The sequence below is a fragment of the Paenibacillus sp. 01T47 genome (genome assembly GCF_056398245.1).
Map to the genome: position 1 here is coordinate 221,792 of NZ_JBFTPA010000005.1, position 24,385 is coordinate 246,176.

The following is a 24,385-nucleotide window of genomic DNA, read 5'->3' on the forward strand; positions in this document are numbered from 1 at the left end:
TACGATGTGGAGCGGGCATAATCTACTAAAAGAGGGCTGAACCAATGAATATTATAATTAGACAAGAAAACAATGAAGACGTTAACGAAGTTTACCATGTCGTACAAAAAGCATTTGAAAATGCTGACTATTCAGATCATGATGAGCATAACTTGGTAAACAGACTTAGGCTTTCAGCGAACTATATTCCGGAGTTATCTCTTGTAGCTGAATACAAGGAAAAGATCGTGGGTCATATTCTTTTTACAGAAATAAAAGTAGGCAATCAGACGCTGATTGCTCTTGCACCTGTTGCTGTATTGCCAGAGATGCAAAGCAAGAGCATAGGGAAACAGCTGATAATAGAAGGCCACAAAATCGCTGCACGGCTTGGTTATAAAGGTTCCATTGTTTTGGGTCATGAAAAGTATTATCCGAAGTTTGGTTATAAAAAAGCCAGTCAATATGGTATCGAAGCACCATTCGAGGTTTCTGACGATAACTTTATGGCATTGGAGCTTATTGATGGTGGACTTTCAGATGTCCATGGGGTTGTAGAATATGCTAAAGAATTTTTTGAAAAGTAGATGATAAATGGGAGAGTGGAGCAACTGCTGCGGCAGTTGCTCGTAGGAGGTGTTCGAAGCAGCGTACCGCTTTTTGTATCATTCGATCATAAAATATTAAGGAGATGAATTGATTTATGAGCACAAGTTTGACTAAATTACTCACAAGCGCAGCTATGCTAGTTCTGCTAGCTTCAACTGTCGCTTATGCAGCACCAGCATCAAAATCCGAGAGCGAATCACCGCATTGGAGCTATGATGGCAGCACTGGATCAGAGCATTGGGCACATCTTAATGCGGAATATGCTGCTTGCAGTGCTGGAGTGGAGCAATCACCAATCGATATACATAGTAACGAAGCTAATAAAAACGGCAACAAAACGAAGGTGACCGTCCATTACAAACCAACCACCTTTACCTTTGGCAATAGCGGACATACCATTCAAGCCAATACATCTTCAGCTGCCAATCAGTTGACAATAGGCGATACTAAGTACACATTGGCTCAATTCCATTTCCATACACCGAGTGAGCATTTAATAGACGGAAAAGCATTCCCCTTGGAGCTTCACTTTGTACATAAGAGCAAGACTGGAAATCTAGCTGTGCTAGGCGTACTTATTAAGGAGGGTAAAGGAAACCCAGCCTTGACTGAAATTTGGGCCAAGCTGCCAAAAACAAAGACTGCTGCTGATTTCGTTTTGAAAAACAAAATCGATCTCAGCAAGCTTCTTCCTAGTGATCTGGACGCTTATCGTTACCAAGGATCACTGACGACTCCACCTTGTTCCGAGGGCGTGAAGTGGACTGTTCTAGAGAAGCCTATCGAAATGTCGAAAGCTCAAATAAAAGCATTTCAAGCCATATTCCCTGATAATCATCGTCCTGTTCAACCCCAAAATAAACGTACCATTGCTGAAATAGAAGTAAAAGCAATTTAACATAGGAGAACAATGTAAGTATCTTAATATGCTGCAATGATGAAAACAAATTTAGGTCTTTAAACACAAAAAATGGTAATAAATGCATCCTTGTGTCATAAGCTTAGGTCGTTGGGGTTGGGTGCAAGACCTATTTTGAGCGTAAAAAATATTAGTTCTAAAATAGCAGTGCAAAATAATAACGTTTACATTATGATTGATTCATAGAACATTCCTCAGCTACAATCCGATTTTAGGGCCATTCATCTCCACCACACTTCGGTACAAACATCCGGAAAGTTTTGGCTTTTTACCAACCTCACACCTTCCCATGAACCCAAACCATACCTATTTTGCTTTCACTACTCATTTTTTAATGCGTGTATAAGCTCTTAGGAGTTTATATAAATTCGGATTTTAAAGGAGTTGGTTGCTTAAAAGTGAACCTATCTTTATAGACGTCGCAGCTATGATGAGAGGGGGGAAATGATACTGATATCCGCATGCTGTTAGGAAATGGATGGATTCTAAAACCAGACCAAAAACCTAGGAGGTAATGTGATGATGAATCAGATTCATAGGAGTTCGAGTTTGAAAAAGCGTGTGTTGGTAGCTTGTCTCGGTCTGCTGCTCCTATTAACCAGTATGATTGCTTTCGTTAAGCCTGTTTCTGCTCATGGTTATATCGATAATCCTGCAAGTCGGGCGATACAATGTAAAAATGGACTGAATACGAACTGTGGAGCAATTATTTATGAGCCGCAAAGCCTCGAAGGATTAAAAGGTTTTCCAGCAGCTGGACCTGCAGATGGTAAAATCGCGAGTGCCGGACTTGCTGCCTTCGCAAATCTTGACCAACAAACAGCTACTCGCTGGAATAAGGTCAATATTAGCAGCGGTACCAATACATTTACTTGGAAGTTCACAGCGCGTCATGCGACGACAAGTTATCGCTATTTTATTACCAAGCAAGATTGGAATCCGAATGCTCCGCTTTCACGTGCACAGCTTGATCTGACTCCGTTCTGTACGGTACAGGGGAACGGTCAACAGCCTCCTGCAACGTTGTCCCATACCTGTAGTGTACCAGAGAGAACTGGTTATCAAATCATCCTTGCCGTATGGGATATTTATGATACACCAAACGCTTGGTATAACGTAATTGATGTTCAGTTTGGCGCTTCAGACAACGTTGCCCCAACTACTCCAACGAACCTTACAGCAGGTACAGTCGGTACAACAACAGCTTCACTATCATGGGGAGCTTCAACGGACAATAATGGTGTCTCAGGTTATGAGATTTATTCCGGCTCTAACACCTCGCCAATAGCTACCGTTCCGGGAAATCAATTAAATGTCAACCTGACGAATTTGATTGCCGGAACCACCTATAACTTAACCGTCAAAGCATTTGATTCCTCCGGTAATCGATCTCCAGCCAGCAATAGCGTACAAATAACGACGGTTCAGATCCCGAACGACACGACTCCGCCAACTAACCCGTCTGGGCTTCATGTCATGGGAGCGGCTGGCTCAAACTCACTTACGCTGATGTGGAACGCCTCAACGGATGCTTCTGGCATCGCTGGTTACCGCATTTATGTCGGTTCAAATGTCGTTGCAACAGTAACGGGCACAGCTACCGAGAAGCTCGTTACGGGTCTTGCTCCAAATACTTCCTATACGTTCACGGTTCGTGCTATTGATCCATCTCAAAACGAATCCGGCAACAGCAACGCAGTTACCGCTACGACTGCTCAAGGACCAAGCGCTACACCATGGGCTGCTAACACGGCATATGCAGCGAATGCTCTAGTCTCATACAATGGTGCGACGTATAAATGTATCCAACCGCACACTTCGTTAGCAGGCTGGGAGCCTAGCAACGTTCCCGCGTTGTGGCAGCTGCAGCCATAAACTAATTAAGCCCTCGGAGTTGAATGGGAGCTCCGGGGGGCTTTTTTGTTTTAGATGAAAATAGTACAAAAAACTAAAACTAGTTGCAACAAAATAATGATTAGATTAGTTTTTTGAATTTTAGGTTAAAAAGTCCTAAACAAGTGGTCAGTTTTGAATAGAATCAATCAATATTGATGTATGAATTTGTCGTATTCCAATGCCGAGGTTCAAAATTAGATGATTCTTGCTACCTATTCAAAGGGTGTTCACGAAATTATATTGAAAAATAGTGTAAATGGTCTACTCTGTTTCCGTTGACAGATTCTTGCTAGAGCATGATAATAATTGTAATTTATAGGAATTGGAGGGATAAACAAGAATTTGTTTTTATTTGGCCAGAATTTGTGATAGTGAGGATTCGGTTGCTCCTCATACATTAAACTATTAAAGGAGTGTAGTAATGTTCGATAAAATTGCTGATATTTTGTGTTCGATCAAAGAAGACCAGCCGGAACTCCGCCATTCCCTCTCCCCTGAAACGAATCTGAACAATGATATTGGCCTTGATTCTTTGCAAATGATCCAGTTTATGCTCCAAGTCGAGGATCAGTTGAATGTGGCCATTGACTATGACGAATTCGATTATGAGCATCTCCAGTCGATCGGAGCTTTTATTCAGTTTGTGAAAAGCTGCCAGCCGCAAGGCCAGCCATTGTACGAAGATGCAAAGTCGTAAAGCCGACGTGATTGCGAAAATGGTTATGGGTACCTTCGACCCCGAAACGAGGTGGAGAGATCCTGATTTGGCCCGGCTGCCTGCTATGCCGGACAAGGATAGTGAGTCCATTGTCCTGTGCATGGATGAGCTGCTCTTTCCGTTTTGCGGGCCTAATGATATCCTCTACAGCCGTTGCAAAATCAACCCAGCACTGCATGAGTATCTAAATGGGCTAGGTTTTTCGTTTGGAACTCGTTATCACTATGATTTGAATGATGAGAAGGATCCCTTGCCCGAACCGGACTTATTTAAATCTTGCATGTTCAGGCTTGCGGCCGATCAAGCAAGGCTCACCAAACCGGCAAACAAAGTGCTTCAGACGACCGGTTCCAGTTTCCCTGAGGGTGTGGTTTTGCAGCAGATGAAATCACAGGGTGAAGAGAGGTTCTCCCGTGCTGCCAAAATAGTGTCCCCGTACGCCATAACATCGGATACGGAAGCGTACCTATACGCCGCCGAACCTAGCGGTTCCTTGCCAGATCTAGAGACGGTTGTACGTGTTAATTCAAAGCTGTACTCCAACAGGCTCTTGGTTAGAATAGGCGAGAAGTGTTACGGCATGGAGGCGAACAGCGCAGTAGAAATAGAGACAGTCGGAAGTGCTCTATTGAAGCAGGGGCACTATTTATTGAAAGATCCCTTCGGCGTAGCTGGCAAAGGCAATATGCTCATTGACAGCGAATCCATGCAGCGAAGAATAACGGATCACTTGCATAAACAGGAGGAAAGAGGTTTGCGCTCTCAATTCCTGCTTGAGCCGCTGCTAAAGAAAAAGACCGACTTCAGCTCTCACTGGTTCATCAAGGAGAGTGGCGAGGCGGAGTTCATTTCAGTTCAGCGGATGATTAATCACCAGCAAAACTACAGCGGGTCTATCAAAGCGGATCAAGTTTTTATCAGCATGTTGGAGAACGCTGGCTATTTCAACGTGATGGAGAAGGCGCTCCGGCTGCTGGCGGGAGACGGCTACCACGGCTTTGTCTGCTTTGACTCCATGATATTGGAGGACGGAAAAGTCGTATCGATTGTAGAGATTAACGCCCGCAAGTCCATGGGTCTTATAAACGCGTATCTTGATAAATGTTGGGAAACGTACGGACATAGCGGCTGGCTTACGTTTTTATCCCTCGGATTACCGGAAGGCTTCGAGTTTAGCACTCTACTGCACGCATTGCGTGCATCTGAACTTCTGTTGACAACCCCCTCAGGGTACGGGGTTGTTCCTCTATCATCCAATACCGTAATGATAAACGAGATTCTGTCTCGCCGCCGAATGGCGGAGGGAACGCAATACAAACGAGGCATTCCGAAGGGACGGCTTTATGTCTCGGTTGTAGGCCGAGATGATGAACACCGCAGCGAACTGATTAACAGCTTGCGACAGGTGCTCGCCGACTTATCCGTTAAAGTGTACAACTAAATTTGGAACGCGGGAGCTGAGCATGAATTCATCTTCAGTTATTTTGCTGGCGTCGGGTAATTCGCTCGGCGCGTACATTCCGGCTCTGCATCTGCATACGTACCTGCAAAGCATAGGAGTCGAAACGGATATTTACGTTCTGGAGAGCTTGTATGACGAAAAAGTGCGAAGCAAGATCAGATCCACCAAAAAAGCATTTCATGCGGATTTCGCCGTTGCTCTTATGGGGCATAAGCTGGCCAAACCCGTTGATAATTCCTTGGACGAGGTAGAAGTTCAAATACTACTGAACGCTTGGAAACAGGCCGATGTCACCCGTTTTGCGGTGTTTACGGGTTTCTGGCTGCCTATACTGGAGCGTTACAAGGCAGATTCTAACAAGCAATTGGACATCCGGCTGATCCGACTGGATGCGTGGGATACCCCGTCGTTTAAGGTACATAAGCAGTTGTACCCCGTCTATAAGAACATCTGGTTTTACGAGCTTCAAAAAATGTCTCCGGGTAGTTACATTGCTTCAGATGAAGCGGAGCCTTTGCCTTTCTGGCAGCGCGCCGGACGCATTCTGATCCATGGCGGTGGCTGGGGAATTGGCACCTATGCCAAGACGATCTCCGAACTTCGAATGCTCGGACACCGTCTGGATGTCATTGTTTACGATCCTTTAGAGGTGGAGGAGGACGACGGGACCACGCGATATTTTGGGACGGAGGTCTCCTGGGATCCGTGGAGCAAAGACAAACAAGAGAGACATTCTTTCCCGCCTATGATTCAGTATATCCGTGAAAACGGAATTCTCAGGGAGTATCCCCTCAAGGATTACTCTGCTTACACCGAGCTGATGCGCAATTGCTGGGCGATCATCAGTAAGCCAGGGGGAGCGACTCTAAACGACTCGTTGTCGCTTGGAATCCCTTTTGTCATGTTGGAGCCGTTCGGCGACCATGAGCTTCATAATTCAACCTATTGGGAATCTTGTGGATTCGGAATCCGCTTTACGGAGTGGAAAAACCAACGTTTTTCGGAGCATTTGCTCGAGGAGACTTGCACACGATTATTAGAGCAGCGGTCAAAAATTAACCATTTCGGGAGGATCACCTATGCAGCCGAAAACAGCAGTTACGTTTGATCAAATCACGTTTCGTAATATGAAAAGAACGCTGGTTCCGCTGGCGGAAACCGGAAGGAAGCGCAGAGATGATCCAACTTATGCAGCACCCGTGCCTTATGAGATAGGAATTAAGCTTAATAATGGCTGCAACCTACGCTGCACACACTGCTTTGAGTGGAATCCGGATGGCTTCCATCACGGTTTTGCCAAAGAAGTGAAGAAAGATGAAATCGATATTCCCGTCGTGGAGAAGATTTTGGCTGAAACAAGAGCACGCAAATCACGTGTTTTCCTGTGGGGCGGCGAACCGTTATTTTACTCCAAATTCGATGAGCTGGCAGAGCTGCTATCCAAAGAAGAGCGTTACACGACGATTTGCACGAATGCGATTCTCATTGAGCAGAAGCTGGATTCCATACTGAAAATGTCAGAAAATCTGGTCATGCTGGTCAGCCTTGAAGGCTTCGAGAAGGAAAATGACGCGATCCGAGGTAAAGGCACGTTTAAAAAAGTAATCCATGCGATTCAGCTGCTGCTAGATCTGAAAAAGCAGGGTATATATAAAGGCAAGGTTTCTGTAGCCTTGACTGTTAACGACCAGATGGTCGGCAAGCTTTACAGCTTTATGGAATTTTTTGAAGAGATGGGCGTAGATTCTGTCTATTTCTGCTTCCCCTGGTATATCCCTTCTGATACGGCGGATAGAATGGACACCTACTTCGATGCTCATTTCCCGCACCTTGCCTCCCGCTTTGCAGACGATCACAAGAACAGTTGGCACTCCTTCACGTTTCACATCTCGCCAGACAATTTTGATATTTTGCTCGAAGAGCTTAAACGCGTGAATTCCCGAATTTGGAATGTGCGTGTCCGTTATCAGCCTGCGCTGGAGCCCGAAGAGGTGGAAGGATTTATCCGGGGCAGCGAGAAACCGGCTATGAATCGTACGAAGTGCTTTTCGATCTCGAATCGGATGGATGTGATGCCGGACGGCAAAGTGAATCCGTGCAAATTTTTCCCGGAATTCAGTGTTGGCAATTTGTATGAGGAAAGCGTAGCCGATGTTTTTCACGGTGAAGATCTTCGGAAACAGCGCGAAATTGTTGCCTGCGGTTTAATGCCGATATGCTCCAAGTGTGTGCTACTGTACAACAATGGAGTTTAAGCTAGGAGGAACGGGGATGGACTATATCCGTGTGCGGGAGCTGCACAAATCGTTCGTGTACTATCGGAAAGCTGCGGGGCTTAAAAATTCGCTGAAAAATTTATTTGCTCGCAAGTCGCTGGTGAAGGAAGCGGTCAAATCTCTTTCTTTTGACATAGGCCCCGGTGAATGCGTCGGATTTCTCGGACCTAACGGGGCGGGTAAAACAACAACGCTCAAAATGCTGTCTGGCATTCTCTATCCGACAGGCGGAGAAGCCGATGTGTTTGGCTATGTGCCATGGGAGCGGAAGAATGAGTTCAAACGGCTTTTTTCCATTGTGATGGGGCAGAAAAATCAGCTTTGGTGGGATCTTCCAGCTAGCGAATCGATTTATTTGAACAAATGCATTTATGACGTCGAGGATGATCTCTACCACCGGAGTCTTGCTGAGCTATCGGAAATGCTAGATGTGCAGGATCTTCTGAACGTGCAGGTGCGCAGGCTGTCGCTGGGCGAAAGGATGAAAATGGAGCTGATCGCCGCGCTTATCCACCGCCCTAGGCTGCTTTATCTCGATGAACCGACGATCGGGCTTGATTTCCCCTCCCAGAAGAAGGTTAGAGCGTTTCTGAAATACTACAATGAGCAGTTTGGTGCGACAATTTTGCTTACAAGCCACTACATGAAGGATGTGGAGGACCTCTGCAAGCGGACGATCATTATTAATGAAGGAAGTCTTCTGTACGATGGGGATCTACACAAGATCAACGATCTGTTTGGCGAGCAGAAAATTATAAGGCTGCACTTCTCCGAACCTGTTGCCGAGCAGCGGCTGGCCAAATTCGGGAAAATTGTAAGCGTAGACGAATACAACGTTGTTTTAGAGCTGCCCAAGCATCGCTTGAAGGAAGTGTCGCGCGCCGTGCTCGATTCGTTTCCAATCATCGACTGGACGATAGAAGACGTACCGATCGAGGAGAGCATTTCCATGCTCTATCGCAAGGAAGCCGTAGGATGAACAGACGCAGATTGTACATGGCCGTTTTTAGGGTGGGCGTCCAGCATTCGATGGAATACCGATTTCACTTCTTTCTTGGTCTTCTTGGGGCTGCTTTTCCGATTCTCGTTCAATATTTTATTTGGACGGCGGTGTACGAACATTCCGGCAAGGCGGCGTTGTTCTCGTATTCGTATGGTCAAATTATTTTGTATACGGTCTTGGCAGGGCTGGTGTCCAAGCTGATTGCTACCCAGTTTGAGCACGAGATTGCCGGCGATATTAAGAATGGCGGCCTTAACAAATATTTGATTAAGCCAGTCAGCTACTTCGGGTACAGGCTGATGTCTTTTATCGGTCAAAAGGCGATTTATTACGTTATTACTGCACTTTTGCTTATTTGTATGATCTGGATTTCAGCCGCTAGGGAAGTACTGGATATTCAGGTCGTACGTATAATCTTGTTCGCTGTGACGCTGTGGGGTGCGCTTCTGCTCAACTTTTTGATCGCCTACTGCATTTGCGCCAGCGCGTTTTATTTGCATGAAATCTCATACTTTTTTGTGATTACAAGTTTGCTAGTCAATATTTTGAGCGGTGGCATGTTCCCTTTGGAAATTTTCGGGGAAAAGGTTGTAAAGGCGCTTCAATATACTCCTTTTCCGTATACCATTTATTTTCCGGTGAATGTTCTGAGCGGTAAAACAGGGACGATGGCTATGTATCAGGGGCTGTTTATTCAGGCTGGATGGATATTGCTCTTCTTGCTCATTTCCCGTCTGACGTGGCGCGTATCCATAAAGAAATATTCGGCGGTCGGGGGGTAGCAGACGTTCCATATGTTTAAAATTGCGAGAAAACACTTGCGCCTGTACGGTATGTTTATCAAAAATTGTCTCATTGCTCAGATGGAGTTTCGGGGCAATTTTGTGATGAGCCTACTTGTCGAATCTGTCTATCTGCTTGCCAAACTTTTGTATGTGCTCGTCGTGTTCCGCACTGATCTACATGTAGAAGGCATACCTCCTGAAGGGTTGCTTCTATTTATAGGCATGCATACCGTCGTTACGGGAATTTATGTCGGGTTGTTTTTTACAAATTTCATGAAAATTCCTGAGTATATTAAAGACGGCTCGCTTGATTTGATGATTACGAAGCCCGTTTCCCTGCAGTTCATGGCATCTTTGCGATACGTCGATCTGGCGCTGCCAATTCCCGATATTTTGGTCGGTTTCACTATGGTCGGAATCGGCTGGCATGCGATGGATATTCCGTTGTCGTTCCTTCAACTTGCAGGATTTGCTTTAATGCTGCTGGTCTCGGTTGTCATCACGTACTGCCTAATGATTATCCCAGCGCTGCTTTCATTCTGGTTCGTCCAGACGGGGGCTATGTCGGATATCGCCCATTCCGTCTGGGATGCCAACAATTTCCCTATGGCTATTTATCCTGCTTGGGTCCGCAGAATCGGGACCTTCGTTATTCCGCTGTTTCTTATTACTAATTTCGGACCTATGTTCCTGCTTGGACAGCTCAGCTGGTTATATGCAGGAATGGCGCTGATCGGTTCCCTTCTGCTCTTCGCAGCTGTACGGCTGCTTTGGAATCAGGCTGTAAAGGGATATAGCAGCGCGAGCAGTTAAGATGGTTTTGCGATCATAAGGAAATTACAAATATCAGCATCTATATCCCATGCCTAGAAAAGGAAGTGTCATTGCATGCCGGACATGGCGACAACGCAAGGCCGCACCTCGATAAATTGCGTTTTTCAGGAGCCAGATCGAATTGAGCTTATAGAGGAACAGGTGCCGAAGCCAGGACGAGGACAAATTTTATGTGCAGCCAAAAAATCACTAATAAGTACAGGAACGGAGCTGGCTTGTCTAAAGGGGCGTTTCGATGAAGGAACGGTCTGGTCATCTTGGGTTCGGTATCCATTCTATCCCGGTTACTCGATGGCGGCGCAAGTGCTGGAGACAGGCATTGGAGTGGAGGGAATAAAGCCCGGCGATCGGGTCATCTGCCCGGCTGGTCACCGGCAATATTTCCTCGCAGACTATAAGGAAGCGGCAATTATACCAGATTCAATCCGTGACGAAGAGGCGGTTTTTACACAGATCGCGAAGGTTGCTCTTCTAGGGATTCTGCGCGCAGAACCCGCCTTTGGTGAAAGAGTGGGAGTTGTTGGACTCGGTCTTATCGGCCAGCTTGTCATTCAGTATCTGAATTCCAGTGGTGCAAGGCAGATTATTGCGATTGCTCCGGAAAGCACCCGCCTGAACCAAGCCCTTAGAAGCGGTGCGACCGATCTGCTGAATCTTACGGTAGCCGAAGCATTCGGAGCGGTAGAACAACTTACTGATGGCAAAATGCTGGACACGATATATGATGTGACGGGTTCTTATGCGGTACTGCCCTACTGTACGCAGTTAACACGAGACCTCGGCAAAGTCATTCTGTTAGGTGACTCGACAGAGCCTTCAAAACAGACGATAGGGCCCAAAGTCGTTTTTAATTCGGTCAGCATACTAGGGATTCACGGCCGAATGATGGAAGGTTTTAAAGGCTGGACGGAGGAGGATATGAACATGTTCATATTCGATTCTATCCGTCGTGGGAAATTGGACGTCGCAAGTCTCATAACGGAAGAAGCAAGCCCGCTCGAAGCTGTATCGGTTTATTCCCGGCTCTCCGGGAGTAAGCCTGATTTGTTAGGCGTTTTATTCGATTGGACGCAATTGTAACGTCAGAGGAGGAATGCAGGTGAGAGCTTGTAGCCAGCTTACGATGAAAGAAAAAATTGGGCAGATGCTTATGGTAGGCTTCGATGGACTTACGCCGGATGCGAATATTGGCGACCTCTTGCAAAACCATTTCATTGGGGGAGTCGTGTTCTTTTCCCGTAATTTGGACAACCCTGAGCAGGCATTTGCTTTAACGAAGAAACTCCAACAAATGGCTGCGGATGCAACAGGCATACCGCTATGGATCGGAACAGATCAGGAAGGTGGCATGGTCGTCCGGTTAAGACAGGGAATTTCACAGCTGCCAGCGGCAATGGCTTTGGGAGCGGCACGTGATCCTTTGCTGCTGTATGAAGCTGCAAAGGGAACGGCAAAAGAGCTGAAGTTGCTAGGCATCAATATGAATTTCGCGCCGGTGGTTGATATTAACGTCAATCCGCGAAATCCGATTATTGATGTCCGGGCATACGGCGACGAAGCTGAACTTGTCGCTGAGCTTGGGATCGCCGCAATGCTTGGCTTTCAGGATGGAGGCATCGTCTCTGTAATTAAGCATTTTCCTGGGCATGGCGACACAGAAGTAGATTCGCACGCAGAGCTGCCAGTCGTGAGGCATTCTCTTGAGCGACTGCGGTCTGTCGAGCTTGTACCGTTTCGGCGATGTGCGCGGGCAGGGGCTGAAGCCGTAATGACTGCCCATGTCGGGATTCCATTGCTAAGCGGCGGTTTGTCTGTTCCAGCCACACATTCTCATGAAGTATTGACCGGTCTGCTACGGGAAGAGCTGGATTTCAAGGGGCTTATCGTAACGGATTGCATGGAAATGAACGCTGTAACGCAAGGCATTGGCGTCGGGGAGGCAGTCGTAAGAGCCGTACTTGCTGGAGCAGATCTTCTTCTCGTCAGCCATACGTACGAAAGCCAGCTGGAGGCGGCAGCTGCACTGGAAGATGCGGTAGCAGATGGGCGTCTGCCTGAAGATCGGATTGATGCTTCCGTGGAGCGCATTCTTCTCCTTAAGGAGCTCCGCATCGGAGAGCTGCGAGAGCGCAGCTGGGAAGAAACGCGGACCTATCTCGATCATTCGCAAACACTTCGGACGATTAAGCTGCTTCGCGAGAAAAGCATTACCTCGGTGAACCGTGAACCGAATTTTTGCCAGTTGTCTTCCGAAGTCGACACGCTAGTGCTTTGGCCGCAGATGGCGGCTGCTTGCAAGTCTGAGGATGAACCGATATACGATGATACCCTCGGCAGCTTTCTAAATCCTTTGATGAAGGCAAAGTTCACGGAGCGTTTGTATGGGACTAGTCCGAGTACGGATGAGATTACGGACTTGGTCTCCGGAGCAGAAGGATATGGGCAGATCGTCGTGGGAATATTCCATACGGCTTCTAATCACGGGCAGACCGTTTTGGTTCGTAAGCTTCTGGTAGGAGGGAACAAAGTCATTCCGATCTCCCTTCGCAACCCCGTTGATCTCGCGGCATTTCCAGAAGCTAAAGGTTTCCTAGCCTGTTATGAGCATCATCCGCTAACATTGCAGGCCCTTTCTAGCGTTTTACTAGGCAGGCTTAAGCCTGAAGGAACTTTACCGGTTACGATTCCCGAATACTCATTAGAAGGAGGCGAATCATATGAACCCGGTACAGCTTCCCGTGTTGAATCCGCCACTTAAAGGATTTTTACGATGGGCCTACACCCTTTCAATCACCAGCGTCCACGAAGAAACGATTCCTTGGTATTACAGCAACTTTATCCAGTTATCCTGTACCACTAAATTTCTGGAGGACGGCAGGCAATATTTTATCGATTTTTTTCGGGGCAAGCCAAACGAGCTGAATTTCAATAATCCGTTTCTTCTAACATGCTCTGTGAATTATACGATTCTAGATAATTTGGCATTGGATGACTGGCCGAAATTTTTCACGGATCAGATCCGCAGCGGCTATTACTGCATTGTGTTTGTGGATGAAGCCAAGCTGTCACCGGCAGCTTCTTATCAGAAAGAGCCGTTCCCTCATCATCTTTTTCTGTACGGTTTTGACTGGGAGGAAAATATGTTTGATGCTTCCATGTTCGATCATACGGGGGTGTACCGTAATGTGAAGATCCCATTCCATGAGTTTCAGGATGCTGCAGGTTCTATGCGAAAGCTTTTGAAGGAGAAACTCACGTCTGATCATCATACGTATTTTTACAAATACGCACCGCATTCTGCTTATCCTTTTGATAAAACGGCTGCGATCGACCAACTGCTTGATTATGTTAATGGCGAGACTCATTTAAACCGAATTAATTATAATCCAGACGAGGAAGCTTTCGGAATCAAGGTATATGACTATCTGCAAATGTACTTTGATGCTGTAGAGCAAAACGATTCTAGGCTGGGTGACCGCAACGATGCGAGACATCTTCACGTTCTCTGGGAGCATAAAAAAATGATGAGCGAGCGAATCGGATATCTTGTAGAAGAGGGGATAATCCCGTATGACGAAGAGCTTGTGGAAGGCTACAAGGATATAACAAAACGGGCGATGAAGCTGAGAGATCAATACATTCGCCATGTTATTCGCGAAGATAAGGAAGTATTTAAACGGTTGAAGCTCCGCTTTGACCAATTCCGAGAAGAAGAGCCTGTTCTTTTGCTTAAATTAATTAAACTTCTAGAAGAACCATCGAAATCGGATAAGATTTATGTAGAAAGTAGATAGCTGTCTAAAATGTTATAAGAGATGAGCTAGAAGGAGGGAGCTGCCGCGAGGACAGCTCCTCTTTGATGTTCATTGTAGTTAAAAGCTTCTAATGTATAATTAATGTTAGTTGACTAACAATAATTATGATAAAATGAGGAAAGAGCTGGAGATGATAGGTAAAGGGGGGCGAAAATGAACAGAGATCGATCAGTTGCGCTCGAACTTAGAACGCTAAGAAATATGCTGCATAGACAGGTTAGCGGGTTTATGAGTCAAAAATATGGCGATCAATTGACTGGCATGCATGGATGGGTGCTAAGGTACTTTGTTGAGAACCAGCACAAGGAGATTTTTCAACGCGATTTCGAGAGCCAGTTCACGATTCGGCGTTCGACCGCGAGTAAGATTTTGCAGTTGATGGAGAAAAATAATCTTATAACGAGAGAGTCTGTTCCTTATGATGCAAGACTAAAGAGGATTATTCTTACGCCAAAAGCTATTGAATACCATGAAGCCATAATTTTAAAATACGTTGAATTGGAGCGTGAAATTAAGAAAGGTCTATCGCAAGAGGAGATGGATACTTTTTTTAATGTGCTCGATAAAATCAAAAAGAATTTGGAGTAGTCGTCGAAGTTGTTAGAGCGGCTTTTATTATTGTAATATAGTTAGTAGGCTTACAGTTCTATGGCTAACAACATGGAGAAGGAGCGTTTGATAAATGCTTAAGATTTTGAAGTATTTCAATCCCAAAAATGTTTGGTTTATCGTCATCAGTACTGCATTTATCGTGTTCCAGGTATGGCTCGATCTCAAGCTTCCCGATTATTTGGCAGAAATCACAAAGCTGGTGCAGACGGAAGGCAGCTCCTTAAACGAGGTATGGGAGCCAGGCGCCTATATGATGCTGTGTGCCATTGGAAGCTTAATTGCGTCCTTCATCGTTGTTTATTTGGTCGCGAAGAGCGCTGCATCACTCGCTAAGAGGCTTAGAAGCCTGCTCTTCGACAAGGTTGAATCATTCTCCATGGCCGAGATGAATCAATTTTCAACAGCAAGCCTCATTACGCGTTCCACGAACGATATTACGCAAGTACAAACGATTGTGGCGATGGGGCTGCAGGTCATGATTAAAGCGCCTATTTTGGCAGGCTGGGCAATTGTGAAAATCTCAAGCAAGAGCTGGCAATGGACACTCTCGTCCGGTATTTCGGTTGCACTGCTTCTTCTCATGATCGCGATCGTTATTTTGTTCGCCATGCCGAAGTTCAGAATGATTCAAGGACTAACGGATCAACTGAACCGAGTAACGAGAGAAGGGCTTCAAGGTCTGCGTGTCATTCGTGCTTATAATGCTGGACCGAGCCAAGAAGCAAAGTTCGAGTATGCAAATCGGGAGTTAACCGATGCGAATCTATTCACGAGCCGATTAATGGCATTAATGATGCCGGTCATGAGTCTAATCATGAGCGGATTAAGCTTGGCGATTTATTGGATCGGTGCGTATCTGATTAATGGAGCGGATACAGCAGCTAGATTAGGCTTGTTTAGCGACATGGTCATTTTCTCGTCCTATGCCATGCAGATCGTCATGGCTTTTATGATGCTGTCGATGGTTTTTTTCATGCTGCCGCGGGCGTCGGTTGCTGCCAAGCGTGTCATGGAAGTATTAAATACAGAACCAAGCATCAAGGATGGCAGTTCGAAATCGACTAATACTGCGAAAGCAGGAGAGATTGAATTCCGGAATGTCAGCTTCAAGTATGCGGATTCGGATGAATATGTACTTAGGGATATCAGCTTTGTTGCACGCAGGGGAGAGACGGTTGCGTTTATCGGCTCCACGGGTAGCGGCAAGAGTACAATGATGAACTTAATTCCAAGGTTTTACGATGTGACGGACGGCGAAGTGCTTGTTGCGGGAATGAATGTGAAGGATTACTCACTGAAAGACCTGCATAACAAGCTTGGTTATGTTCCTCAGAAAGCCGTATTGTTCAGCGGAACAGTAACGTCCAACGTTGCTTATGGTGATAATGGGCATGTGGCTGGCTCGGCGGACGATGTGAAGAAAGCGGTAGCGATCGCTAAGGGACAAGAGTTTGTCGAGAAGCTGGAAGGCGGGTATGAGGGCACGATCTCGCAAGGCGGCTCGAATTTGTCCGGCGGACAGAAGCAGCGCTTATCCATCGCTAGGGCTATCTATCGTAAGCCGGACATTTACATTTTTGACGACTCCTTCTCTGCACTTGATTACAAGACCGACCGCGAGCTGCGTTCCATGCTGAATCAAGAAACAGCTGGAGCTACTAATCTAATTGTGGGGCAGAGAATCGGAACGATTAAGGAAGCCGATCTCATACTCGTTCTTGACGAAGGCAAGATAGTAGGAAGAGGCACACATCAAGAACTGCTTCAGACCTGCGAGGTATATCGTCAGATCGCGAACTCTCAGTTATCGAAGGAGGAGCTTGAAATTGGCTAAAGAACAGGTCGCAACTAAGCAAAACATCGATTTCAAAGGCACAATGGGCAAGCTCGTCGCGTATTGCAAGCCGTATCTTCCTCTTATTATCATGGCACTGCTGCTGTCCGTTGTGGGCACGATATTTACGATTGTTGGGCCAGGGAAGCTGAAAGACATGACGGATCACATTACTGAGGGGTTAATGGGTGAAATTGACATGGATGCGGTTAGCAGCATTGGTATACTGCTTGCCGTTCTATATGGATTAAGCGTCATCTTCTCGTTCTTCCAAGGTTATATTATGGCTACGGTAACGCAGAAGGTGTCGAGAAGCTTGCGTACCCGCATCTCCAAGAAGATTAACAAGCTTCCACTAAAGTATTTCGATTCCACCAGCAATGGCGACGTGCTGAGCCGCGTCACGAACGATATCGATACGATTGGACAAACGATGAATCAGAGCGTCGGGATGCTTGTCACTTCCGTCACCATGCTGGTCGGTTCATTGGTCATGATGTTCTATACCAACGTGTGGATGACGTTGACGGCGATCATTTCGACATTTCTAGGATTTGGCTTCATGACCGTGATGATCAAAAAGTCCCAAACGCATTTCGTTCACCAGCAGGCAAACCTTGGCGCGATGAATGGCCATGTCGAGGAAATATTCTCAGGCTACGATGTTGTTAAGGTCTATAATGGCGAGAGGAAAGCGAAGGAAACCTTTAATGAAATCAACGCTAAATTATATGAAAGCTCATGGAAGTCGCAATTTTTATCCGGCTTGACGATGCCGCTCATGATGTTTGTCGGAAACTTCGGTTATGTGTCGGTCTGTATTGTCGGCGGAGCATTAGCGATGAATGGTCAAATTTCGTTTGGTGTCATCGTTGCTTTCATGCTTTATGTTCGTTTGTTCACGCAGCCCTTGGGGCAAATTGCACAGGCCGCGACAAGTCTGCAATCGACTGCAGCCGCAGCCGCGCGCGTTTTTGAGTTTTTGGAAGAGAAAGAGCTCGAGGACGAGAACCATAAATCGAAAGTGCTTAAGGATGTTAAGGGGCAGGTAGAGTTCAGGAATGTTTCCTTCGGATATGATCCGAATAAGCTCATCATTAATGATTTCTCAGCCCGTGCATTGCCTGGTCAGAAGATCGCCATCGTAGGACCGACGGGTGCCGGGAAGACGACAATCGTCAATTTGTTGATGCGGTTCTATGAGCTGAATGGCGGGGAAATCGCCATCGATGGCGTTCCGATCCATGAGCTTCCTCGGGAAAATGTTCATGAACAGTTCTGTATGGTGCTTCAGGATACATGGCTGTTCGAGGGGACGATCAAAGAAAATATCGTCTTCAACAAGCAAGGGGTTACCGATGCCGACGTGAAGGAAGTTTGCAAGGCCGTCGGCATTGATCATTTTGTTCGAACCTTGACGCATGGCTACGACACGGTATTGAACGAGCAGGTGAATCTTTCTGCAGGCCAGAAACAACTGATCACCATCGCAAGAGCGCTCATTGCGAACGCCCCGCTGCTCATCCTCGACGAGGCGACAAGCTCCGTCGATACGAGAACGGAGCTTCTCATTCAGGAAGCGATGGACCGGTTGATGGCAGGACGAACTTCTTTTGTTATCGCGCACAGGTTGTCTACGATCAAGAATGCCGATATTATTCTCGTCATGAAGGACGGCGATATTATCGAAAGCGGCAATCATTACGAGCTTCTTGCGGCAAACGGCTTCTATGCTGAATTGTACAATAGCCAGTTTGAGACTGCGGAAGCGGCTTTGTAAAGGGGCATGTACTCCAAAATAACTAAAAATCGTGGAATAGTCGTCAATCCATAGTGTAGAACTTAGAGAGGCGCTGGGGCAAGTACGATGAATTAATTCCGCGGAAATAGAAAACCCGATCGAATGAGATCGGGTTTTTTTGTATTTCCTACTCGCTTTTTTTCCATCACAGCTAAACTCGAAAGGACGCTTAATTACAATTTTTGTGAATAAAAATAAAATTTCTTAATAGTTAAGGAGGTTTAATTTTACAATGCACTGTTATAGTTCTCATTGACTAACAATTTTACTAAGGGAGAAGGAAACGTAATGAGAGCAAAAGTATTACGCAAGACAATAGTAATTGCATCCATTATAACGCTGCTAGGAGGAGGACTACATAGCGGTTTTGGTCAAAAAAACCATGTCTTTGCAGTAGATGAAGCATCGCCAAATGTTATCGTTGAAGATTTTGAAGATGGAATCTCAGATGTGAAATTTAATCCTAAACGCATGTATGATGCTACGCTGCACTTGGAGAACAACAAGAAGCATGTAAGAAATGGACAATATTCAGCTAGAATTGATTACGATATGATTGGCATCGTAGATAACCCTTCTCAAATTGAAGTCGGGTATAAAACAGGGAATATTCCAGTAACAGGCTACCCTACTAAAGTAGGCATGTGGGTTTATGGGAACAATGAAGGACATTTGCTAACGACAAAATTTAGAGATAAAGGCGGATCTTCATTCCAAGCAGAATTTTATGATGAAAATCAAATGGGTGTAGACTGGTCTGGTTGGAAATATATTGAGGCGGATGTGCCGCAGGGAAAACCAGGTCCGATCGTCCTTGAATTGTTTTTTCAATTGAAACAATCGAATATGAGCAAGAAAAATAAAGGCTCGATTTGGGTAGACGATATTACCTTTATCTATAAGGAACTTGATGAGGATAAAGAAGTTCCAACTATTAAACCTATAGCCCCTGTTCCGAATGAAGTATTAAGCACTCCACTTGATGCATTGAAGGTTGAGCTGGACGATAATGGATCAGGTTTGGATTTGGATACTTTATCTGTTCTTTTGGATGGAACAAATATAACGGATAAAGTGGACTATTCTGAAAATACAAAGGTATTAACCTACCCAGGAAAATATGTGGATGGCGGTTATCATGAGCTTGTGATTGAAGTGAAGGATAAGGTTGGTAACCCGGCAGGGAAAACATTCGCTTTCACAGTGAATGCAGGAGAACGATTGTTCATGACTGCTAACAAAGAAGCAATAAGTAACGAAATCTACTCTGTGCAAGTAGGTATCAAAGATTATTTGAATGCAGAACAGGCAGAATTTGCACTAAATTATGATAAGGGTATTCTTCAAGTTGAAAGCATTACTCAGGCGACTGGTGTTGCCCTAACCTCGGATATTGATAATGAGCACGGGATGGTTAAAGTAGCACTTAATAACGTAGCAGCAGCCCATAATACCGTTACGGTTAATTTTAGAGTGAGCTCTCATGCCGCGCTGGAGCGTGGTGAAGCTTACAAGACCATAACCATGAGCAATACAAATCTTACAGCTGGCGAAGTTCAGACTAGCTCACCACTCGCTGCTCCTATTCACTATACCATCGCATTTCCATATCAGCTGGAAATGACGGGAGTTGGTTTAGGCACGCCTTCTACATTTACAGTATTAGACCATGTGGGCAAGCCGTATGAAGGTGCGGACATTGTTTTCATTGGATTATTAAAGCAAAGCTCAGTAGTTACCGTTAACACCGTAACGTCTAATGTATATGAGGATGACGATACGTCTTCTGAGGTATTAATGGTTGCAAAAGCTGGTGAACGTTACTATGCTTCTGCAAAAGCTGAAGATGGCTTATTCGAAATTATTTTCGCAGATGGCCAAACAACAGGTTATATTTCTGAATCGGATGTTAGCAGTCAGTTATTGAACAGCAGCCTTGGTAAAACAGATGCTAAAGGACAATTAACGACAGACCTAACTACATTGGCACTTGGAACCTATCAGGTTCAAGCGGTCAATGGTGATAAAAACAGCAAGGTTGTCAATTATGAAGTCGTGGAGCAATATGGTACAGATACACCTCAATATGTTCAAACCTATGTGGCAGAAGATATGTCTTCTGAGCTGCGCGCTGCTTGGCAAACAAAGCCAGACCAAACCGTTACTTATCTTGAATACATTGAAGCTAATGAATGGGGAACAGGAGAAAGTCCTGATATCAAACGTGTAAAACAACATCAAGCTGAGAGTGAGCTTCAAGTGCTTAGTATGAAGGAAAATGGAACGAAGGGTGAAATCCGGTTTCATAATGCTCTGATTGAAGGTTTGAAAGCAGATACCGCCTATAAATATCGTGTAGGTTATGAGGGCAATTGGTCGGCGTGGTATGAATATTCGACAGTTGATCAGAATAAATCAACACCGACCTCATTTTTGTTTATTACAGATTCTCATACGAATCAATCACAAGGCATACAAGCCTATCAAGAACTAATGACTAACGCTTTGAAACAACATCCATCAACACAGTTTATTATGCATGGTGGAGATATGGTTGATGTAGGCGGCGCATTTGAAGAATGGCAGAAATTCTGGCAAGCATCTGCAGTCTACGCAACAAAAATTCCAACTGCTCTAACATTGGGTAATCATGATGTGAAGAGTGAAGGGAAAGAAGTATTCACGAAAGGGGCGAATTTCCCAACGAACGGACCAGAATCTCAGCTTCAATATGCTTACTCTTATGAGGTTGATGATACTCATTTTGTCGTATTGAACTCAGAGGGTACAGAGGAACAAATGATAGATCAAGCAGCTTGGCTCGAAGAAGATTTAAATAAAAATGATAAAAAATGGACTATCGTGATGTTCCATCGTCCTGCTTACCATACAGAAAATGGTCGAGAAACTCTTGTTGAGTATACACAAACGTATTTTGCACCTATTTTAGAAGAGAAAAAAGTTGATTTGGTTCTAGTAGGTCATGATCATGTGTATGCGCGTACCTATCCAATGCAAGATGGTAAGCCCAATAAGGATACAAATGAAGGTACCGTTTATCTTGATGGTGGTGCATCGGGCTGGAAATTTTATGATGGTACGCAATATAATTATTTGAAACATATCTTTGATGAGGACGTGCCAGTATATTCCGCTATTGAAATTACTGAGGACGGGATTCATGTGGAAGCACGTACAAGTGCGGGGAATAAGATCGATGAGTTTACTGTCGTGAAAACAACGGGAGTTGAGCCGACTCCAACACCAACGCCAACACCAACACCAACACCAACACCAACACCAACACCAACACCAACACCAACACCAACACCAACACCAACACCAACACCAACTTCAACATCAGCACCAATATCGACGCCAATATCAACACCAAAAGCAACGCCGGCGCCAACATCAACACCAACGATTACGAAACCAGTCTTCAACGACAAGATCGATGTGGATGTAGTTAAAGCTATCGTGGAAAAAGAGAAATCTGCTCCTGCTTTAAAATTTACGGACGTCCCAGCATCTTCGTGGAGTGCTTTAGCAGTGGAGCGTGCTGCTAAGATGGGGATTGTAAAAGGCTATAGTGATGGTTCTTACCATCCCAATGAAAATGTAACTCGCGCTGAGTTCGCCACGATGCTTGCAAAAGCTTTTGGTTTAACGAGTTCAAACGGTGCTTCTTTCTCTGACACCAAGGGTCATTGGGCCTCAGAAGCGATTGCAGCATTGCAGGCTAATGGGATAATTACAGGTTATAGTGATGGTTCTTTCCATCCTAATCAAAAAATTTCCCGTGCTGAAATCGTTGCAATGCTTGCTCGATTGACGAACTATGTTCCTAGCACAACCAATCCGTTCTCGGATGTAGTCACGAACTGGGCTTCTGAACCAATTAATGCTTTTGCTAATGCAGGTATCGTAAGCGGTAAAGGCAACGGATTGTTCAAACCAAATGAATCTGCTTCCCGTGCCGAGTCAGTTGCGATGATTATTCGCTTGTTGGATAAATTGCTTGAACAATAAGTAAAGTTAAAATAATTGTAGTGTTGTATAACCAAGGCTCGCCATCAGCATGTAAAACCCCGACCTTAAGAGGTCGGGGTTTTTGCTTGTAGGAATGTAATGTATCTTGATTGCTCCGCAATATAATTTCTTCAAACTTCTTAATTCAGCACTTTCATGATTGTTCTGAACGTTGTTCTGAACTGCTTTGTTTTGATCTTTTTCCTATCCATAATATAACTAAAGAGGTTATTGCAAAAAATACGGATAACCCCAGCAGTATGACGAAAAAAGATTGATCAAAAGCTAAGCGCCCAGCCGCTTTCAACGCTTCGGATGCCTGAACAGGCAACCCATCGGCAACCAACAGCGCTTCGTCCAGGCTGTCTTTTACATTGGCAGGAACCTGAAGTCCCTCGGGGATATTCATAGCGAGCGTATACACTAGACCAGAAATGCTTCCGATGATTGCAATTCCGGACGCCCCGCCGACTTCATAGGCCACTTCCTCAATTGAAGCCGCCATCCCCGCTTTTTCAGGTGGTGCATAACTCATGATCGAGTGAGAAGCTGCCGTCATTCCTGCTCCCAAGCCTGCTCCGAGGAGTGCTAGTCCAATCATTTGTCCAGCAAGGCCGGAATTAAATTGAAAGACATAAATCATCGTTCCCAAAGCGGCAGTCAGAAGTGCGAGGCCTTTGATATATATCACATTATAGCGATGCAATATCTTACCGATCAGTGGACCTGCAATAAGAGCCGTCGCCGGTACGCTTAGCGTGATCAGACCCGCTTGCAGCGGACTCATTTCTACCACTAGTTGAAGTCGCTGAGTCACAATATACTGAACTCCGAGCTGTCCAAATAGACCGACTAAAGCTGTAATACATCCTGTCATAAAAGGAGATATTTTAAAGAGCGACAGGTCGAGCATCGGGTTTGGGCTTTTGAGCTGACGACGAATAAAAATAATCATTGCCACAATCCCGATAACGGCGGCAATAGCAGCAAGCATGGGAGACCCTTCGCGCTTTGCAAATTCTTTAATAGCAAAAACAATCGCCACCATGGAAATCATGATCTGAATGGAGCCGGTAAGATCCCACTTCGTATTCTTATTGCCTTCATGCTTCGGAACATATACCAGCGTCAAAACAAACGCTAAGATCGCGATTGGAACATTGATCAAAAAGGCGGCACCCCACCAAAAATGCTCCATAAGCAGTCCGCCTACAAGGGGACCAATTCCTGCCCCTCCAGAAGCAATGGAACCCCAAATGCCGATCGCAAGTCCGAGCTCACGCGGGTCGGTAAATGTGACTCTAATGATGGATAATGTAGCAGGCATCATCATGGATGCCCCAACAGCAAGGAGTACCCGTCCTACGACCAACACAGACGGAGTTGGAGCAAAAGCCGCTAAGAGAGAAGTTGTCGTAAATACGAGCAATCCAAGGGCGAATATTTTTTTATGGCCGTAACGATCTCCCAGAGCACCCATCGCCGGGAGCAGACCTGCCATAACAAGCGAATAACCGTTCAGAATCCATAATTTTTCCGATGCCGAAGCACCCAGATCGTAAGTTAAGCTTGGCATTGCTGTATAAAGAATCGTCGCATCCATTACAATGAGCAAAAGTGCGCTTGATACGACTGCCAGAACGATCCAACGATTGAAACGATACATCTTTCTTTCCCCTCCACGTCAAACTAATCTAACAACCTTCTGAATTAACTCTAAACTACAGGGTTACCCTATTGTCAAAGCCAATTTCATTAGGTAAAATTTAGCGGTAGTCCATGTATTGGTTTATGGGATTTTCAGACTCGG

General features: G+C 45.4%; 18 protein-coding genes. 17 read left to right on the top strand and 1 reads right to left on the bottom strand.

From position 1 onward, the window contains the following. Positions 1-44 precede the first annotated feature (44 nt). The 17 genes from AC1DOV_RS12945 to AC1DOV_RS13025 all read left to right on the top strand — a co-directional run bounded on the left by AC1DOV_RS12945 (position 45) and on the right by AC1DOV_RS13025 (position 22,575). A complete protein-coding gene (locus AC1DOV_RS12945; protein ID WP_477550128.1) occupies positions 45-566 on the top strand; it encodes a GNAT family N-acetyltransferase in 522 nt (173 codons plus the stop codon). Positions 567-682: 116 nt separating this feature from the next. Further along, positions 683-1,486: a carbonic anhydrase gene (locus tag AC1DOV_RS12950; protein WP_477550129.1), complete on the top strand. Its 804-nt coding sequence runs from the start codon at positions 683-685 to the stop codon at positions 1,484-1,486. Positions 1,487-2,029: 543 nt separating this feature from the next. Beyond that, entirely contained in the window at positions 2,030-3,382 is a 1,353-nt protein-coding gene (locus AC1DOV_RS12955) for a lytic polysaccharide monooxygenase (RefSeq protein ID WP_441880600.1), read from the top strand. A gap of 442 nt (positions 3,383-3,824) precedes the next feature. Continuing rightward, positions 3,825-4,100: an acyl carrier protein gene (locus AC1DOV_RS12960; protein ID WP_477550130.1), complete on the top strand. Its 276-nt coding sequence runs from the start codon at positions 3,825-3,827 to the stop codon at positions 4,098-4,100. Then, on the top strand, positions 4,087-5,562 hold the full coding sequence (locus tag AC1DOV_RS12965; protein ID WP_477550131.1) for a hypothetical protein: 1,476 nt from the start codon (positions 4,087-4,089) through the stop codon (positions 5,560-5,562). Before AC1DOV_RS12960 ends, AC1DOV_RS12965 begins: the two co-directional genes overlap by 14 nt. 22 nt (positions 5,563-5,584) lie before the next feature. Then, complete coding sequence (locus AC1DOV_RS12970) at positions 5,585-6,691, top strand: hypothetical protein (protein ID WP_477550132.1); 1,107 nt, start codon at positions 5,585-5,587, stop codon at positions 6,689-6,691. Beyond that, positions 6,663-7,838: a radical SAM protein gene (locus tag AC1DOV_RS12975; protein ID WP_477550133.1), complete on the top strand. Its 1,176-nt coding sequence runs from the start codon at positions 6,663-6,665 to the stop codon at positions 7,836-7,838. The genes AC1DOV_RS12970 and AC1DOV_RS12975 overlap by 29 nt, the downstream gene beginning before the upstream one ends. 16 nt (positions 7,839-7,854) lie before the next feature. After that, positions 7,855-8,838: an ABC transporter ATP-binding protein gene (locus tag AC1DOV_RS12980; protein ID WP_477550134.1), complete on the top strand. Its 984-nt coding sequence runs from the start codon at positions 7,855-7,857 to the stop codon at positions 8,836-8,838. Beyond that, positions 8,835-9,644 carry an ABC transporter permease gene (locus AC1DOV_RS12985; protein WP_477550135.1) on the top strand — a complete coding sequence of 270 codons (810 nt, stop codon included), beginning with the start codon at positions 8,835-8,837 and terminating at the stop codon, positions 9,642-9,644. The genes AC1DOV_RS12980 and AC1DOV_RS12985 overlap by 4 nt, the downstream gene beginning before the upstream one ends. Before the next feature lie 12 nt (positions 9,645-9,656). After that, entirely contained in the window at positions 9,657-10,460 is an 804-nt protein-coding gene (locus tag AC1DOV_RS12990; protein ID WP_477550136.1) for an ABC transporter permease, read from the top strand. A gap of 75 nt (positions 10,461-10,535) precedes the next feature. Then, the gene (locus AC1DOV_RS12995; RefSeq protein ID WP_477550137.1) at positions 10,536-11,561 is read left to right on the top strand and encodes a zinc-dependent alcohol dehydrogenase; all 1,026 of its coding nucleotides are present in this window, start codon (positions 10,536-10,538) and stop codon (positions 11,559-11,561) included. 13 nt (positions 11,562-11,574) lie between these two features. Continuing rightward, positions 11,575-13,239, top strand: a complete 1,665-nt coding sequence (locus AC1DOV_RS13000) for a glycoside hydrolase family 3 protein (protein WP_477550138.1) — start codon at positions 11,575-11,577, stop codon at positions 13,237-13,239. Next, positions 13,199-14,275: a hypothetical protein gene (locus AC1DOV_RS13005; protein WP_477550139.1), complete on the top strand. Its 1,077-nt coding sequence runs from the start codon at positions 13,199-13,201 to the stop codon at positions 14,273-14,275. The genes AC1DOV_RS13000 and AC1DOV_RS13005 overlap by 41 nt, the downstream gene beginning before the upstream one ends. Before the next feature lie 174 nt (positions 14,276-14,449). Beyond that, positions 14,450-14,884: a MarR family winged helix-turn-helix transcriptional regulator gene (locus tag AC1DOV_RS13010; protein WP_339204315.1), complete on the top strand. Its 435-nt coding sequence runs from the start codon at positions 14,450-14,452 to the stop codon at positions 14,882-14,884. Positions 14,885-14,978: 94 nt separating this feature from the next. Beyond that, positions 14,979-16,742, top strand: coding sequence for an ABC transporter ATP-binding protein (locus AC1DOV_RS13015; protein ID WP_477550140.1), 1,764 nt, complete (start codon positions 14,979-14,981; stop codon positions 16,740-16,742). Positions 16,743-16,785: 43 nt separating this feature from the next. Then, a complete protein-coding gene (locus AC1DOV_RS13020; protein ID WP_477550229.1) occupies positions 16,786-18,522 on the top strand; it encodes an ABC transporter ATP-binding protein in 1,737 nt (578 codons plus the stop codon). A 309-nt stretch (positions 18,523-18,831) separates the two neighbouring features. Further along, positions 18,832-22,575, top strand: coding sequence for an S-layer homology domain-containing protein (locus tag AC1DOV_RS13025; RefSeq protein ID WP_477550141.1), 3,744 nt, complete (start codon positions 18,832-18,834; stop codon positions 22,573-22,575). A 154-nt stretch (positions 22,576-22,729) separates the two neighbouring features. Here the strand turns inward: AC1DOV_RS13025 and AC1DOV_RS13030 are convergent, their stop codons facing one another. Beyond that, positions 22,730-24,241 carry an MFS transporter gene (locus AC1DOV_RS13030; RefSeq protein ID WP_477550142.1) on the bottom strand — a complete coding sequence of 504 codons (1,512 nt, stop codon included), beginning with the start codon at positions 24,239-24,241 and terminating at the stop codon, positions 22,730-22,732. Between the last annotated feature and the right edge of the window lie 144 nt (positions 24,242-24,385).

Excerpts from the sequence above, each read along its gene's own strand:
- AC1DOV_RS12945 (WP_477550128.1), top strand. The coding sequence starts at position 45 with ATGAATATTATAATTAGACAAGAAAACAATGAAGACGTTAACGAAGTT.
- AC1DOV_RS12950 (WP_477550129.1), top strand. The coding sequence starts at position 683 with ATGAGCACAAGTTTGACTAAATTACTCACAAGCGCAGCTATGCTAGTT.
- AC1DOV_RS12955 (WP_441880600.1), top strand. The coding sequence starts at position 2,030 with ATGAATCAGATTCATAGGAGTTCGAGTTTGAAAAAGCGTGTGTTGGTA.
- AC1DOV_RS12960 (WP_477550130.1), top strand. The coding sequence starts at position 3,825 with ATGTTCGATAAAATTGCTGATATTTTGTGTTCGATCAAAGAAGACCAG.
- AC1DOV_RS12965 (WP_477550131.1), top strand. The coding sequence starts at position 4,087 with ATGCAAAGTCGTAAAGCCGACGTGATTGCGAAAATGGTTATGGGTACC.
- AC1DOV_RS12970 (WP_477550132.1), top strand. The coding sequence starts at position 5,585 with ATGAATTCATCTTCAGTTATTTTGCTGGCGTCGGGTAATTCGCTCGGC.
- AC1DOV_RS12975 (WP_477550133.1), top strand. The coding sequence starts at position 6,663 with ATGCAGCCGAAAACAGCAGTTACGTTTGATCAAATCACGTTTCGTAAT.
- AC1DOV_RS12980 (WP_477550134.1), top strand. The coding sequence starts at position 7,855 with ATGGACTATATCCGTGTGCGGGAGCTGCACAAATCGTTCGTGTACTAT.
- AC1DOV_RS12985 (WP_477550135.1), top strand. The coding sequence starts at position 8,835 with ATGAACAGACGCAGATTGTACATGGCCGTTTTTAGGGTGGGCGTCCAG.
- AC1DOV_RS12990 (WP_477550136.1), top strand. The coding sequence starts at position 9,657 with ATGTTTAAAATTGCGAGAAAACACTTGCGCCTGTACGGTATGTTTATC.
- AC1DOV_RS12995 (WP_477550137.1), top strand. The coding sequence starts at position 10,536 with ATGCCGGACATGGCGACAACGCAAGGCCGCACCTCGATAAATTGCGTT.
- AC1DOV_RS13000 (WP_477550138.1), top strand. The coding sequence starts at position 11,575 with ATGCAGGTGAGAGCTTGTAGCCAGCTTACGATGAAAGAAAAAATTGGG.
- AC1DOV_RS13005 (WP_477550139.1), top strand. The coding sequence starts at position 13,199 with ATGAACCCGGTACAGCTTCCCGTGTTGAATCCGCCACTTAAAGGATTT.
- AC1DOV_RS13010 (WP_339204315.1), top strand. The coding sequence starts at position 14,450 with ATGAACAGAGATCGATCAGTTGCGCTCGAACTTAGAACGCTAAGAAAT.
- AC1DOV_RS13015 (WP_477550140.1), top strand. The coding sequence starts at position 14,979 with ATGCTTAAGATTTTGAAGTATTTCAATCCCAAAAATGTTTGGTTTATC.
- AC1DOV_RS13020 (WP_477550229.1), top strand. The coding sequence starts at position 16,786 with ATGGGCAAGCTCGTCGCGTATTGCAAGCCGTATCTTCCTCTTATTATC.
- AC1DOV_RS13025 (WP_477550141.1), top strand. The coding sequence starts at position 18,832 with ATGAGAGCAAAAGTATTACGCAAGACAATAGTAATTGCATCCATTATA.
- AC1DOV_RS13030 (WP_477550142.1), bottom strand. The coding sequence starts at position 24,241 with ATGTATCGTTTCAATCGTTGGATCGTTCTGGCAGTCGTATCAAGCGCA.